General features: G+C 68.6%; 12 protein-coding genes. 7 read left to right on the top strand and 5 right to left on the bottom strand.

From position 1 onward, the window contains the following. Position 1: 1 nt before the first annotated feature. Together K9D25_RS04495 and K9D25_RS04490 are read right to left on the bottom strand one after the other, a co-directional pair. Positions 2–1,108 carry an ABC transporter ATP-binding protein gene (locus tag K9D25_RS04495; RefSeq protein WP_244379696.1) on the bottom strand — a complete coding sequence of 369 codons (1,107 nt, stop codon included), beginning with the start codon at positions 1,106–1,108 and terminating at the stop codon, positions 2–4. 197 nt (positions 1,109–1,305) lie between these two features. Continuing rightward, a complete protein-coding gene (locus K9D25_RS04490; RefSeq protein ID WP_244379695.1) occupies positions 1,306–2,460 on the bottom strand; it encodes an ABC transporter substrate-binding protein in 1,155 nt (384 codons plus the stop codon). A 264-nt stretch (positions 2,461–2,724) separates the two neighbouring features. Between K9D25_RS04490 and fabG the strand changes: the two genes are divergently transcribed. Further along, positions 2,725–3,504 carry a 3-oxoacyl-ACP reductase FabG gene (fabG, locus tag K9D25_RS04485; RefSeq protein ID WP_244379693.1) on the top strand — a complete coding sequence of 260 codons (780 nt, stop codon included), beginning with the start codon at positions 2,725–2,727 and terminating at the stop codon, positions 3,502–3,504. A gap of 11 nt (positions 3,505–3,515) precedes the next feature. On the opposite strand, the gene K9D25_RS04480 is transcribed toward fabG, so the two are convergent. Continuing rightward, complete coding sequence (locus tag K9D25_RS04480; protein ID WP_244379691.1) at positions 3,516–4,748, bottom strand: porin; 1,233 nt, start codon at positions 4,746–4,748, stop codon at positions 3,516–3,518. A 157-nt stretch (positions 4,749–4,905) separates the two neighbouring features. On the opposite strand from K9D25_RS04480, the gene K9D25_RS04475 reads away from it, so the two are divergent. After that, positions 4,906–6,945, top strand: coding sequence for an NAD(+) synthase (locus K9D25_RS04475; RefSeq protein WP_244379689.1), 2,040 nt, complete (start codon positions 4,906–4,908; stop codon positions 6,943–6,945). 57 nt (positions 6,946–7,002) lie between these two features. Continuing rightward, complete coding sequence (locus K9D25_RS04470; protein ID WP_244379686.1) at positions 7,003–7,749, top strand: LOG family protein; 747 nt, start codon at positions 7,003–7,005, stop codon at positions 7,747–7,749. A 7-nt stretch (positions 7,750–7,756) separates the two neighbouring features. On the opposite strand, the gene K9D25_RS04465 is transcribed toward K9D25_RS04470, so the two are convergent. Both K9D25_RS04465 and K9D25_RS04460 read right to left on the bottom strand, forming a co-directional pair. After that, positions 7,757–8,830 carry an alpha/beta fold hydrolase gene (locus K9D25_RS04465; RefSeq protein ID WP_244379682.1) on the bottom strand — a complete coding sequence of 358 codons (1,074 nt, stop codon included), beginning with the start codon at positions 8,828–8,830 and terminating at the stop codon, positions 7,757–7,759. Positions 8,831–8,912: 82 nt separating this feature from the next. Then, the gene (locus tag K9D25_RS04460) at positions 8,913–9,770 is read right to left on the bottom strand and encodes a carbohydrate kinase family protein (protein WP_244379680.1); all 858 of its coding nucleotides are present in this window, start codon (positions 9,768–9,770) and stop codon (positions 8,913–8,915) included. 179 nt (positions 9,771–9,949) lie between these two features. On the opposite strand from K9D25_RS04460, the gene K9D25_RS04455 reads away from it, so the two are divergent. The 4 genes from K9D25_RS04455 to K9D25_RS04440 all read left to right on the top strand — a co-directional run bounded on the left by K9D25_RS04455 (position 9,950) and on the right by K9D25_RS04440 (position 14,082). Further along, on the top strand, positions 9,950–10,795 hold the full coding sequence (locus K9D25_RS04455) for a fumarylacetoacetate hydrolase family protein (protein ID WP_244379678.1): 846 nt from the start codon (positions 9,950–9,952) through the stop codon (positions 10,793–10,795). 95 nt (positions 10,796–10,890) lie between these two features. Beyond that, positions 10,891–11,133: a BON domain-containing protein gene (locus K9D25_RS04450; protein ID WP_244379676.1), complete on the top strand. Its 243-nt coding sequence runs from the start codon at positions 10,891–10,893 to the stop codon at positions 11,131–11,133. A gap of 202 nt (positions 11,134–11,335) precedes the next feature. Continuing rightward, the gene (locus tag K9D25_RS04445; protein ID WP_244379675.1) at positions 11,336–13,654 is read left to right on the top strand and encodes a propanediol/glycerol family dehydratase large subunit; all 2,319 of its coding nucleotides are present in this window, start codon (positions 11,336–11,338) and stop codon (positions 13,652–13,654) included. Further along, a complete protein-coding gene (locus tag K9D25_RS04440; RefSeq protein WP_244379670.1) occupies positions 13,651–14,082 on the top strand; it encodes a diol dehydratase small subunit in 432 nt (143 codons plus the stop codon). Before K9D25_RS04445 ends, K9D25_RS04440 begins: the two co-directional genes overlap by 4 nt. Positions 14,083–14,099: the final 17 nt, after the last annotated feature.

The following is a 14,099-nucleotide window of genomic DNA, read 5'->3' as shown; positions in this document are numbered from 1 at the left end:
CTCAGCCCTCCAGCGTGAAGGCGTCGGCGGCGTCCCAGCCGAGCGTCACCTGGCGGTCGAGGCTGGCGGGCAAAGCGCGCCCGCGGGAGAGCTCGACCAGCATCACCTTGGCCCCGACGCGCACCTGATACTGGATGCGCGAGCCGAGCGAATATTCGTTATAGACCACGCCGCCCAGCCGGTTGTCGGCGCTCTCGCCCGGGCCGAGAATGCGCATGAATTCCGGGCGCACCACCACGAAGGCTTCGTCCAGCACCGCCCCGCTGCGCGGGGGCGCGAGCGTGAAGGTGCCCGGCACATCGACGCCCTGCCAGCTGCCATCCGCCGCGCGCTTCACCTTCAGCGTGTTCACCTCGCCGACGAATTCACAGACGAAGCGGTCGACCGGCGCGCCATAGATTTCTTCCGGCGTGCCCACCTGCACCAGCCGGCCGGCGCGCATCACGCCGATGCGGTCACTCATCACCATCGCCTCTTCCAGCGAATGGGTGATGTAGATGAAGGTCTTGCCGGTCTCCCGGTGCAGGTCCTTCAGTTCCTTCTCCAGCGTCTTCTTCAGCTTGTAGTCGATGGCCGAGAGCGGCTCGTCGAAGAACAGCACTTCCGGGTCATAGGCCAGGGCCCGGGCGAGGGCGACACGCTGGCGCTCGCCGCCCGAGCACTTCATCACGTTCTTGTCGAAATAGCTCTCCGGCAGGCGGACGATGCGCATCAGCTCCAGCGCCCGCGCCTTGCGGGCGGCCGCATCCACGCCCTTCACCTTGAGCGGGAAGGCGATGTTCTCGCCCACGCTCTTGTGCGGGAACAGCGCCAGCGACTGGAAGACGAGGCAGGTCGGCCGCTTGTTCGGCGGCACATCGTTGATGAGCTTACCGTGCAGGGTGATGTTGCCCTCGCTCGGCGTGTCCATGCCGGCGAGCATGCGCAACAGCGTGGTCTTGCCCGAGCCGGAGGGGCCGACAATGGTGAGGAACTCGCCCTCGCGCACATCGAGATCGATGTTCTCGACGGCGGTGAAGGCACCGAAGGTCTTGCGGATGCCGACCAATTGGAGGATCGGTTTCGGCAGTTCGGCGCTCAGGGCGTCGGCCGGCAGGGTCTGGAGCATCAGGTCTTCCGTCATGGGCCGGAGGCGGGCGATCGCCGCAGATGGTCGAGGATGTCGATCGTTCCTACCCGTCCCTCATCCCCGGGCTTGACCCGGGGACCCAGATGTTCCGCCGTCGCACGGCGTCGCCGCTGGGTGGCCGGGTCAAGCCCGGCCATGAGGGCAGGATGAGGCGAAGGACGCAGGTTGGCGCGGCCTCAGCCCCGCAGGCGCTTGGCGGCGTTCATCAGGTCGAGCGCCTTGTCGTAATCCGGCACGATGTCGTATTCGACCGAGCGCGCCATTTCCTCGTCCAGGCTGTCCCACTGAATGGCGTCGAGCTCGTCCTTGGTGAACAGCTCGAAGCACGCCTTGTTGCCCATCTGCGCCACCGGGTTGAACGTGCCTTCGGCGAAGGCGACGGTGTGGGCGACATCCGGCGCCTGCACATATTTCAGGAATTCGAGCGCCAGCGGCGACAGGTTCGGGTTATTCACCGTGGAGGTGATCTCGATCCAGGCGATGCCACCCTTGCCGCCGGGCAGCGGGCCCTTCAGCGGGGTGATGCCGCGCAGGTTCGGGTGGCCGTCGGCGCGGGCCGGCGAGACGGAATAGGTGCCGCCGGTCATGTGCAGGTCGATCTCGCCCGAGATCAGCGCCTGGTTCATCGAAGCGATGTCGCCGATCAGCTTGGCGCCCTTGAAGACGCGCTTGGCGGTTTCCTCGAACTTGGCGAACTCGTCCGGCGTGTGGGTCTTGAACGGGTCGATGCCGGCGATGATGAAGATGTTGAAGACGTTCCAGTCGTCGGATTCGAGAATGCCGTATTTGCCGGCGAGTGCGGGGTCGTTGAACAGGTCCCAGCCGGTGTCTTCCGCCGTCTTGCGGGAGATCTTGTCGGTGTTGACCACATAGCTATAGGGCCCGAAGCGCTGGGCCATGCCGATCAGCTCGGTGCCGCTGTCGCTCATCGCCCATTTATAGGGCGGCTTGAACATCGGCAGCATCTTGTCGAAATAGGGCTCGAACTCGGCCTTGGGCAGCGGCTTGATCAGCTTTTCGGGCAGCATCACCTTGCGTGCCCAGGGATTGTTGACGTTGATCAGGTCCCAGGTGTTGATTTCGCCGGCGCGCAGCCGGTTGATCATGGTGGGGTCGTTGGTCAGGCTTTCCGCCTTCACCGTCGCCCCGGTCTTGGAGCGGAACGGGTCCAGCACCTGGGCGGAATTGTAGCCCTCCCAGCACAGGATGTTCAGCTCCTTCTCCCGCGCCGCGAACGCCTTGTTGGCGTTGAACAGCGGCCCGGCGGCGGCGAGCGCACCGAAGCCCGCCCCCATGCCTTTCAGTACCGACCTTCTCGAAACAGGCGCCATCTCGAATTCCCCTGGATTGTTGGCGCGGAACGTCGGGCGGCCGCGCATGCGTTCGGCATTCGTCCTGCGGCATCCGTGTTGGGCGGATGTGGTAGATATGTTGGACTGTGTGCGATCCTAAACATCTGGATTTGGGCTTTACAACACCAAATTTGCGGCCCAACCTGATGAAAAGGAGGGCAGCCTGTTTTGCAGGCATGCCAGCCGACGGCATTTTCATTTGCCGGATAATAAACTCCAGAGAACATCGGGACCCGCCGCATCATGTTTACCTCGCTTGAAGGCAAGACCGTCATCGTCACAGGCGCCAGCAAGGGGATCGGGCGCGGCCTCGCGCTGCGTTTCGGCCAGGCCGGGCTGAACGTGCTGGTGGTCAGCCGTTCGCTCGCCGAGGCCGAGAAGGTCGCGGCCGAGATCGGCCCTCGCGCCTCCGGCTTCGCCGCCGACGTGACCAAGGCCGAGGACATGGCGGCGATGGCCGCCGCCGCCCTGGAGCGCTACGGCGCCATCGACGTGCTGTGCGCCAATGCCGGCATCTTCCCCGCCGCCAAGCTCGGCGACATGACGGGCGAGGATTTCGACCATGTCATGGGCACCAATCTCAAGGGCACCTTCCTCTCCGTCTCCGCCGTGCTGCCGGCGATGAAGGCGGCGAAGAAGGGCCGCATCATCATCACCTCCTCCATCACCGGGCCGATCACCGGCTTTCCCGGCTGGACCCATTACGGGGCTTCCAAGGCCGGGCAGATGGGCTTCATGCGCACGGCGGCGATCGAGCTGGCGCCGTGGAACATCACGGTCAACGCCGTCATGCCCGGCAACATCCTCACCGAGGGCATGGAAGGCATGGGCGAGGCCTATATCGCCTCCACCGCCGCCTGCGTGCCCATGAAGAAGCTCGGCAGCGTGTTCGACATCGCCAATGCGGCGCTGTTCTTCGCCAGCGAGGAAGCCGGCTACATCACCGGGCAGGGCATGGTGATCGATGGCGGCCAGGTGCTGCCGGAATCGCCGATGGCGCTGGACGAGATGGGCGCCGCCTGAGGCAACCCCGGTCAGAAGGTGGCGGCGAACATCAGCATCAGCTGGCTGGCGGCCTGCTCCGCCACCGGCAGACCCTGCGCCGTCGGCCGGAAATTCTCCGCGCGGTAGAGATTGTAGTCGTATTGCAGCGTGACGGTGAACGGCCCGGCCGGGGTCCAGCTGAGATTGGCGCCGACATTCACATTGTCGATGCCGGACGCGCCATAGGTCATCTGCGCCAGCGGGTCATCGACGGCGAAACGTCCATAGCCGCCGAAGAAGGCCGAGTTCCACCGGTCGTTCCAGTTGTGCAGATACTGGCCCACAGCGCTCCAGCCGCGCACCTTGACCAATGAGCCGTCCAGCCGCTGAAACGCGTCGGGCGCGGTGAGGCGCCCGCTGGGGTCGATGAGGCCGAGATAGGAGGTCGCCCCGTCGGCATAGGCGGCCTGAAGATAAAGGGTGTCGCCGGTGCCGAGTGTGGGCAGGTTGAACATCACGCCCGCCTGCAGCGCATAGCCCCACACAGGGGTGGAGGCGCCGATGCGCTCGCTCACCGGCGCCTGCGCGATCTGGTGCAGCGCGCCGGAGAGCTGGAAGTCGCCCCAGTCGCCGTTCTGGCCAAAGGTGGCGACGATTTCCGGCAGGCGCGTGGCACTGCTCACCGACGCGTCCTCCGCCCGGGAGGCCGGATCCTGCGCGACGACGGGCAGGATGCCATTGTCGCGCTCGGCCGAACTTTCCAGCGCCAGCCGCGCGGTGAAGCCGGCCGGCAGGTCCCAGCTATAGCCCAGTACGGAGATCTGCGTCTGGTCGCCAATGGTCACCGGGTCGGTGCCCATCACATTGGCATTGGCGTAGAAATCGAAGAAGGACTGGTGATAGCCCATCGTGAAGCCGGCGAATTCGATGCGCATGTCATAGGGCTGGAAATCCGCCCGGTCGGTAAGCGCCTCTCCCCAGGGGTCCGCCCCGCGCCAGATGAGGCGCACATCGGTATAGGAGCGCAGCGTTCCATAGTCCGTCTGCGTTCGCGCATCGGTGACGAAGCCGAAGGTGGAGACCCAATAGGCGCGGGCATTGGTGGCGGGATAATCCGTGTAGCTGTTGGCGTAGGTTTCCGCCCAGAGATAAGCGCCGATCCGCAGGCAGGTGCCGGTTTCCGGGATGAGGATGAAGCCCGGCCCTTCCGCCGTGCAGGCGCGCAGAAGGCGGGCGGCGTAGGCGGGGGCGGGCGGCTCGGCAGCACCGGCCGAGGTCGCCAAGGCGCAAAAGAGGGCGGCCAGCGCTGCCGTGCGTGCCCCTATGCTGCCCCCGTCCCGGGGGCGAGCCGGGCTCGGCAGGCGTCGCCGTGCGGCTTTTGCTGGTTCAAAGCGCATGAGGCGTTAAATATCAGCCCGCTTCGCTATTGATGAGGGCGTGATGGCCGATTCGCACTGTCTCTATCGCCACGGCTTCCTGCGCCTCGGCACTGCCGTGCCGCGCGGCCGGGTGGCGGATGTCGGCTTCGCCGCCGCCGAGCACCTCGCTCTGGCGCGCGACGCGCAGGCGCGCGGCATCGGCGTGCTGCTCTATCCCGAGCTCGGCCTGTCCTCCTACGCCATTGACGACCTGCTGTTTCAGGACGCGCTGCTCGACCGGGTGGAAGCGGCGATCGCCGAGCTGGTGGCCGCCTCGCGCGCGCTTTTCCCGGTGCTGGTGGTCGGCGCGCCGCTGCGCCGGCAGGGTCAGTTGTTCAACACGGCGGTGGTGATCCATCGCGGCGCGATCCTCGGCGTTGTGCCGAAGTGCTACCCGCCGAACTACCGCGAATTCTACGAGCGCCGGCACTTCGCCCCCGGCCTCGGCACGACGGGCAGCATCGCGGTGGCGGGCATGGAGGTGCCCTTCGGCACCGACCTGCTGTTCCGCTCCGGCGGCGCGGTGCCCTTCACCTTCCATGTCGAGATCTGCGAGGATCTGTGGGTGCCGCTGCCGCCCTCCACGGGCGGCGCGCTGGCGGGCGCGGAAGTGCTGCTCAACCTGTCCGCCAGCAACATCACCATTGGCAAGGCGCGCCACCGCCGGCTGCTCTGCGCCGGCCATTCCGCCCGCTGCCTCGCGGCTTATGCCTATTCCGCCGCCGGGCCGGGCGAATCCACCACCGATCTCGCCTGGGACGGGCAGGCGGCGATTTTCGAGAATGGCGACTGCCTCGGCGAGAGCGAGCGCTTCCCCGACGGGCCGACGCTGCTCGCCGCCGATGTCGATCTGGAGCGCCTGCGCCAGGAGCGCATGCGTATGAACACGTTCGGCGAGAACATGCGCGAGGAGGGGACGGGCGATTTCCGCCGCATCGGCTTCGCGCTCGACACCCCGCCCGCGCCTGCCCCGCTGGAGCGGATCTTCGAGCGCTTCCCCTATGTGCCTGATGACCCGGAACGCCTCGCCGAGGATTGCTACGAGGCCTACAACATCCAGGTGCAGGGCCTCGCCCAGCGGCTCGCCTCATCCGGCGTCCGCCGCGCGGTGATCGGCGTCTCCGGCGGCCTCGATTCGACGCAGGCGCTCCTGGTCGCGGTGCGGGCGATGGACCGGCTCGGCCGGCCGCGCAGCGACATCCTCGCCTATACGCTGCCCGGCTTCGCCACGTCGGATGCCACCCGCGCCAATGCGCAGGCGCTGATCGAAACGCTCGGCGTCACCGGCGGCGAGATCGACATCCGCCCGGCGGCGCGGCAGATGCTGGCCGATCTCGGCCACCCCTTCGCCGGCGGCGAGCCGGTCTATGACGTGACCTTTGAGAATGTGCAGGCGGGGCTGCGCACGGACTATCTGTTCCGCCTCGCCAACCAGCAGGGCGGGCTGGTGGTCGGCACCGGTGACCTCTCGGAACTGGGCCTTGGCTGGTGCACCTATGGCGTCGGCGACCACATGTCCCATTACAACGTCAACGCCTCGGTGCCGAAGACGCTGATCCAGCACCTCATCCGCTTCGTCGCCGCCTCGGGCGACGTGTCGGCGGCGACCGCACGGGCGCTGGAAGCGGTGCTCGCCACCGAAATCTCGCCGGAGCTGGTGCCGGCGGAAGCGGGCGCCACCATCCAGTCGACCCAGCAGGTGGTGGGCCCCTACGCGCTGCAGGACTTCAACCTCTATTACCTCACACGCTACGGCTTCCGCCCCTCGCGCATCGCCTATCTCGCCTTGCATGCCTGGGGCGATGCCGCACGCGGCGCCTGGCCGGCAAATGTGCCGGCGGAGGACCGGCGCGCCTATTCCCGCGCCGAGATCCGCCACTGGCTGCGCCTGTTCCTCAAGCGCTTCTTCGCCAACCAGTTCAAGCGCTCGGCCCTGCCGAACGGGCCGAAGATCACCTCGGGCGGCTCGCTCTCGCCGCGCGGCGACTGGCGCGCGCCGTCCGATGCGAGCGCGCAGCTCTGGCTCGATGAGCTCGACGCCAACTTCCCCGAGGACGCCTGAGAAACGCCAGCCCGCAGGAATGAGGAGCCGCGCGGCCGGCCGCGCGGGCATGACCCGATGACCGACGACACCACCCCGCACAGCTACCGCCTCGCCGCGCTCGACCAGGATTTCATCCTCGGCGATTCCATGCGCGGCGTGCGCTTCCTGCTGGAATACGCCAAGCCGGAGGAAGAGCTGCGGCGCTGGCGCATCCGCTCCACCCTCGTCGTTTTCGGCTCCGCCCGCGTGCGCGCGGATGGGCCGGGCCGCCAGCCCTTCCTCTATGAGCAGGCGCGCGCCTTTGGCCGCCTCGCCTCCCAGCGCGGCGGCGCGCTCGATGTGGCGGAAGGCGGCTACCGCGACAATGTCATCGCCACTGGCGGCGGGCCGGGAATCATGGAAGCCGCCAATCGCGGTGCCTATGAGGTGGCGGCGCCGAGCATCGGCTTCAACATCACCCTGCCGCATGAGCAGGTGCCGAACCCCTACACCACGCCGCAGCTGACCTTCCGCTTCCACTATTTCGCCATGCGCAAGATGCACCTCGCCATGCGCGCCAATGCGCTGGTGGTGTTTCCCGGCGGCTTCGGCACGCTGGACGAGCTGTTCGAAATCCTCAACCTGCAGATAACAGGCAAGGCCCCGGCCGTGACGGTGGTGCTGTTCGACGAGGCCTATTGGCGCTCCGTGGTCAATTTCCAGGCGCTGGTCGACGAGGGCATGGTGAGCGCGGCGGAAGTGGCGAGCCTGCGCTTTGCCGACACGGCGGAAGACATCTGGACCCAGCTTGTCGAGGGCGGGCTGAAGCTGCCCGCCCGCTGACGGCCGCTCAGGCGCGGGCGGCGATCCAGGCCGCGATGCGCGGCCACACCTGCCGGTGCGCCTGCCGCCCGGCGAGAATGGCGAGGTGCTGCAACCCGACGCCGATCTCGGCCGGGTGCTCGATGATCTCCGTGCTGCCCGCCGCCATATGGGCGAAGAACGGCGCCACCGCCGCGCGCGGGCCGATTTCGTCGGCGGTGCTCACCGCCGCCAGCGCCGGCAGGCGCAGCGTCTGCGGGCCGATGACCCGGCCGCCCATTTCCAGCCGCCCGGCGGTGAAGCGGTCCTCGCGGTAGAGCCATTCCACCATCTCGTGCACGAGCTTGCCGGCCAGCGGCACCTCGTCCAGCGCCCAGCGGGTGAGGCGCAGATGCAGGGCGAGCGCCGCCGGATCGCCGAGGCTCAGCGCGCCGTCCAGCCAGCGGTGCCAGATAAAGGTGCCGGGCGCGAGCAGAGCGCAGGCCTGTCCCAGCTGCGCGCCGGGCACGAGGCCGTCTTCCGGCGTGTGGTCTTCGCGCAGGGCCACCGCGTCACGAAAAGCGCTGGAGCCCGGCGCGAAGCTCAGCGGCGCGGCGAGCAGCACCAGCGCGCGGAAAGGCGCCGGTTCCAGCGCCGCCGCCAGCGCCGCCAGCGTGCCGCCGAGCGAATGGCCGAGCACCACCGGCACACCCGCGCCGCGCGCCGCCACCGCTTCCGCCGCCGTCCGCACGGCGCGGGCATAGTCTTCCAGCCCGTGCGGCGCCCCGCCGGCCACGGGCGGTCGCCATTCCACCAGATGCACGTCGAGCCCATGGGCGAGCCCGGTACCAACGACGCTCACCCCAGGCGCGAGGTCCCAGACATAGGCGCGCTTGATCGGCGCGGGCACCATCAGCGCCGGCGGGCCCTGGGGTGCGGTGTCTCCCCGGTAGTGCCGCAATCGCCAGAGCGGGGTCTCCGCCACGATCTCATAGGGGTGCTCGGCGAGGCCGTAGCCGAACAGGTCGAGCGTGCGGGCCTGCGCCGCGCGCCAGCTCTCCTGCGCCGCGTGCTGCGTCGCCCGGGCGAAGGCGAGCGGGTCGGGGAACGGCGCATCGGGCATGGCGTCCTCCATCACCGGTGCAGGGCACTGGCAACCGGAGACGCCAGCCTAGCATGGCAGCGACCGTTCGCCTTGATGCGGGTCAGTCGGCGGCGGCGAGCACCGTGGCGAGCGGCAGCGCCGGCGGGCGTTCGAAACCCGGGGCGCCGGCCAGCACCCGCCCGGCGATCTCGATGCCCCGCCGCGCCGCGGCCGCCGCCGGCGAGCCGGCGAGCCAGCCATCGATGAAGCCGGCGGCGAAGGCGTCGCCCGCTCCGGTCGTTTCCGTGGGCGCGGCCAGCGCAGGCACCGGGAGCGTCGTGTGCCGCTCCGCCTCGCACAGCAGCACCGGCCCCGCGCCCTGCGTCACCACCAGCGCGCGCAGGTCGTCGCCGCCGATCGCCCGCGCCTGTTGAAAGGCATTCGCCCCGGTGAACAGCGCATGGTCGGCGCTGGAGGCGATGAGCACCTGTGCCGGCCGGCATTCCGTGCGCTCAAGCGGCACCTGCGCCACCACCGGCAGGCGCGCGGCCAGCGCTTCCAGCAGGCCCGGCGCGGCGCGGCGGAGATTGACATAGGCGATGTCGGCCTCCAGCGCGGGCAGGCTGGTGAGCCGCCGCGCTTCCGTCGTGGTGGCGGCGATGATGGTCCGTTCCCCCTCCGGCCCGATGAGAATGTCGAGCGGGACGGTGGGCGCATCCGTGTCGCGCAAGGCGCGCAGGTCGAACCCCATCGCCTCAAGCTGGCTCCGGCAGGCGCGGCCGGCGTCGTCGGTGGAGAGCGTCGCCACCAGCGTCACGCGGTGGCCGAGCGCGCGCAGCGCCGCCCCGGTGTTGAAGCCGCCACCGCCGAGGCGCAGCGTGATCTCGCCCCGCGTCAGCCGTTCGCCGGCGCGCAGCGGCGCGGTCAGCCGCCAGAGGCGATCGACATTGATGCTTCCGATCACCAGCACATGCGCCATGGGTTTCCTCCGGGGCAGCCCGCGCCCGCCGCCTCGGCGCGAGCGATAGGGGCGGGCGCGGGGTTTGACAAGCGGTCGCGGGCCGCCGCGCCGCCTCGACGCCGCCGCGCTTTGCCGCTACCTCTAGGCGGCGCCGGGCTTTGCCGGACCGGCGGTGACGGGCACAGGGAGACGGGCCGATGAAGCTGGTGCGCTATGGCGAGAGCGGGCGCGAGCGCCCCGGCCTGATCGACGCGGACGGCGTGCTGCGCGATCTCTCGACTCTGGTGGCCGATATCGAGGGCAAGGTGCTGGTGCCGGAAAGCCTCGCCCGGCTGCGCGACCTCGACACGTCCGAACTTCCCGCCGTCGAAGGCGCCCCGCGCCTCGGGCCCTGCGTCGGCGCGGTCGGCAAATTCGTCTGCATCGGCCTCAATTATCTCGACCATGCCGAAGAGGCCGGCATGCCGATCCCCGCCGAGCCGGTGATCTTTCTCAAGCCCACCAGCTGCATCAGCGGGCCGAACGACGCGGTGGAGATTCCGCGCGGCGCGACCAAGACCGATTGGGAGATCGAGCTCGGCATCATTATCGGCAAGCCGGCTAAATATGTGGCGGTCGAAGACGCCTATGACCATGTCGCGGGTTACTGCATCGTCAATGACGTGTCCGAGCGCTCCTTCCAGCTGGAGCGCGGCGGCACCTGGGACAAGGGCAAGGGTTGCGACACCTTCGGCCCCATCGGTCCCTGGCTGGTGACCACGGACGAGATCCCCGATCCGCAGGCGCTCGACATGTGGCTGGAGGTGGACGGGGTGCGCCGGCAGACCGGCTCCACCCGCACCATGATTTTCGACGTGCCGACGCTGGTGTCCTATGTCAGCCAGTTCATGAGCCTGCAGCCGGGCGACATCATCTCCACCGGCACGCCGCCGGGCGTCGGCCTCGGCATGAAGCCGCCGGTCTACCTCAGTCCCGGACAGACGATGCACCTGTCCATCACCGGGCTCGGCGACCAGCGCCAGACCACCGTCGCGGCGGGGTGAAGCCGCGCCGGTTGCGGCAGATCAAGGCGCCGCGCGCGCCGCTGTGCTGATCTTTTCCCGTTCACGTCCGCCCGTGGTCGACGTGGGAGGGTGCCATGCCGGATGCCGAGCTTAACCGCCGCCTGCGCGACGCCGTGGAGCGCATTCTGAGGGATGCCGAGGTGGAAGTCGGCATCTGCCGCGACAAGCGCATCATCACCCTCACCGGGCGCGTGCCGACGCGCGGCCTGCAAATCAGCATCGAGGATGCGGTCGGCCGCCTCGCCGGCGGGTTCACCATCGTCAACCAGGTGAAGGTCGAGCCACCGCTCTATTGTCGGACCGTGCGGCTGCATTGAGCGCGGCGCCGATCGACGCGCTCCCTTTGAAGCGTCGAGACGCGGATCGACAGGCAGGCCGGGCAAGGCGACGCAGGCCGTCTCCTTTTTTGTCGATCGCCGCGGTTGCCATCGGACACGCGGCCGCCTTCTCCTTTATCCTGCTCCCCGTCGTCACCATCCTGACGCTGGTCCCGTCGCGGACCATGAGGGACGTCCGAGCATGACCGATATGCCGCCGAAAGCCGAACCCCAAAGCTCCAATCGCTGGCGCCGCTTCGCGGAATGGGACGAGCGCCCGCTGCGTTACGACCTGTTCGCGGCGGAAAACCCCGAGGCCGGCTTCTCCGTGTTCCGCAGCCCCTATGACCCCGCGCCCTCGCTCAGCATCGAAGGCGGCCGGGTGACGGTCATGGATGGCAAGGCGGAAGCCGATTTCGACATTTTGGACGCCTTCATCGCCGCCCATCACATCGACCCCGTCATGGCCGAGACGGCGATGGCGATGGACCCGGGCGAGATCGCCCGCAGGCTGGTGGATATCAACGTGCCGCGTCAGGAACTTGAGGCACTGGCGCGAGGCCTGACCCCGGCGCGCCTTGCCGAGGTCGTGGGCCGGCTGTCCGCGCTGGAAATCGCCTTCGCCTATTCCAAGATGCGCCAGCGCCAGACTCCCGGCAATCAGGCGCATGTGACCAACGCCAAGGACGACCCGCTGCAGCTCGCCGCCGATGCCGCCGTCGCCGTGGCGCTGGGTTTCGACGAGATCGAGACCACGATGCGCGTCTCCTCCAATAGCTGGGCCAATGCGCTGGCCTGTACGGTGGGAGCGGCGGTGGGGCGCGGCGGGGTGCTGTTCCAGTGCTCCATCGAGGAAGCGGAGGAGTTGCAGATCGGCCTTGCCGGTCTCGCCTCCTATGCCGAGACGGTCTCCGTCTACGGAACCGAGCGCGCCTTCATCGATGGCGACGACACGCCGTGGTCAAAGGCGCTGCTCACGGCCGCCTATGCCTCGCGCGGCATCAAGGCGCGCTGCACCTCCGGCGCGGCGGCCGAGCTTCTGATGGGCTTTCACGAGCAGCGCTCGCTGCTTTATCTCGAAGCGCGGTGCCTGTGCCTGCAGCGGGCGATGGGCGTGCAGGGCACGCAGAATGGCGGCATTGACGGCGCCCCGCTCACCGCCTCCATGGCCGGCGGGGTGCGCGAATTGATGGCGGAGAACCTCATCGCCGTCTGGCTCGGGCTCGAATGCGCCTCCGGCAATGATTGCCGCACCAGCGAGTCGGAAATCCGTGTCGGCGCCAAGATCACGCCCTATCTGCTGGCCGGCTCCGACCTCATTTGTTCCGGCTTCGGCTCGATCAAGAAGTACGACAATTCGTTCAACCCCTCGCTGTTCAATGGCGAGGAGATAGAGGACTACCTGCTGCTCCAGCGCGATTTCCAGACCGATGGCGGCCTCACCCCGGTGGAGGAGGACCAGGTGCTGGGCCTGCGCGTGCGGGCGGTGGAAGCGCTGGCGGCGGTGATGGACGAGCTGGGCCTCGGCACCGTGCCGCGGGCGCGGATGATGTCCGTCGTGTTCGCCTCCGGCTCGGAGGAGACGCAGAGCTACAGCGCTGGCGAGGTGACGCCGATCAGCGCCGCCATCAAGGCGCGCGGCATCACCGCGCTCGATGTGGTGCGGGCGCTGGCGCGGCGCGGCTACACCGAGGAGGCGGAAAACCTGCTCCTCATGCTGCGCCAGCGCATTTCCGGAGACTATCTCCAGACCTCCGCTTTGGTGCGCGACGGGCGGGTGCTGAGCGCGATCAACGACCCCAACGATTATCGCGGCCCCGGCACCGGCTACCGCATGCCCGAGCCGCGCTGGCAGGCCGTGCAGGGCATCCGCAACGTGCTCACCCGCGAGCGGGTGCTGGCGGCGGAAAATGTCGTTGGCGAGGCGGTGGGCCAGGCGGCGGGCGAGGCGGACTGGCTGGTGCCGGCTGGCGTCGCGGCGAAGGGCAGCGATCCGCATGAGGTGGTGATCGGCGTCAGCCCGGCCTTCGCCCGGCAGCTGCACCAGACCACGGCCGGCCATGCGCTCGCCGACGTGGTGGCGGCGCTGGTCGGCGGCATCGAGGCGGGAGGCGGCACGGCGCGGCTGGTGCGGATGATGCACACCGCCGATACCTCCTTCCTCGGCCTCGCCGCCGCAAGACTGTCGGGCTCCGGCTTCGGCATCGGCATACAGGCCAAGGGCACGACCGTGCTGCACCAGGCCGACCGCATGCCGCACATGAATCTCGAACTGTTTTCCAATGCCCCGCTGACCGGGTTGGAGCATTACCGTGCTCTCGGCCGCAACGCCGCCCGCCACACCTACGGCGAGGCGCCCGAGCCGGTGATGGTGCCCACCCATGGCGAGGCGCTCGGCGCGCGCTTCCATGTGCGGGTGGCGCTGCTCTATGCCATCGAGACCGGTCTCATCGATCTCACTGTCCACCCCATCGAACTCGACTACCGCCCCGCCCGGCCGGCGACGGAGGCTGCCCAATGAGCGCGAAACCCTTGAGCGATCTCGACCTCTACCCCGTCGCCGAAAAGGCCCCGGAGCGGGTGACGACGCCCACCGGCAAGCCGCTTTCCGCCCTGACATTGGAGGCCGTGCTCGCCGGCGAGGTCGGCAATGAGGACATCGCCATCACCCCTGAGGCATTGATATTGCAGGCGAATATCGCCCGAGCGGCGGGGCGCGCGACACTGGCGGAGAATTTCGAGCGCGCCGCTGATCTGGTGCGCGTGCCGCAGGACCTCATCCTCGACACCTATGAGCTGCTGCGTCCCGGCCGCGCCCGTGATGCCCAGCAGCTTCTCGACCGGGCGGTGCTTCTGCGCCGCGACTACGGCGCCACCCGCGTCGCCGCCCTCATCGAGGAAGCCGCCGCCGTTTATGCCAAGCGCGGCCTCTTCGTGAAGAGATACTGAGCCTTTTCAAAGGCTTG

Origin of the sequence: Ancylobacter polymorphus (assembly GCF_022836935.1) — a bacterium.
In the GTDB taxonomy this organism is placed as follows: Bacteria; Pseudomonadota; Alphaproteobacteria; order Rhizobiales; family Xanthobacteraceae; genus Ancylobacter; species Ancylobacter polymorphus_A.
Note: the sequence above shows the minus strand (reverse complement) of the source record. Positions and strands in the feature narration are given on the sequence as shown.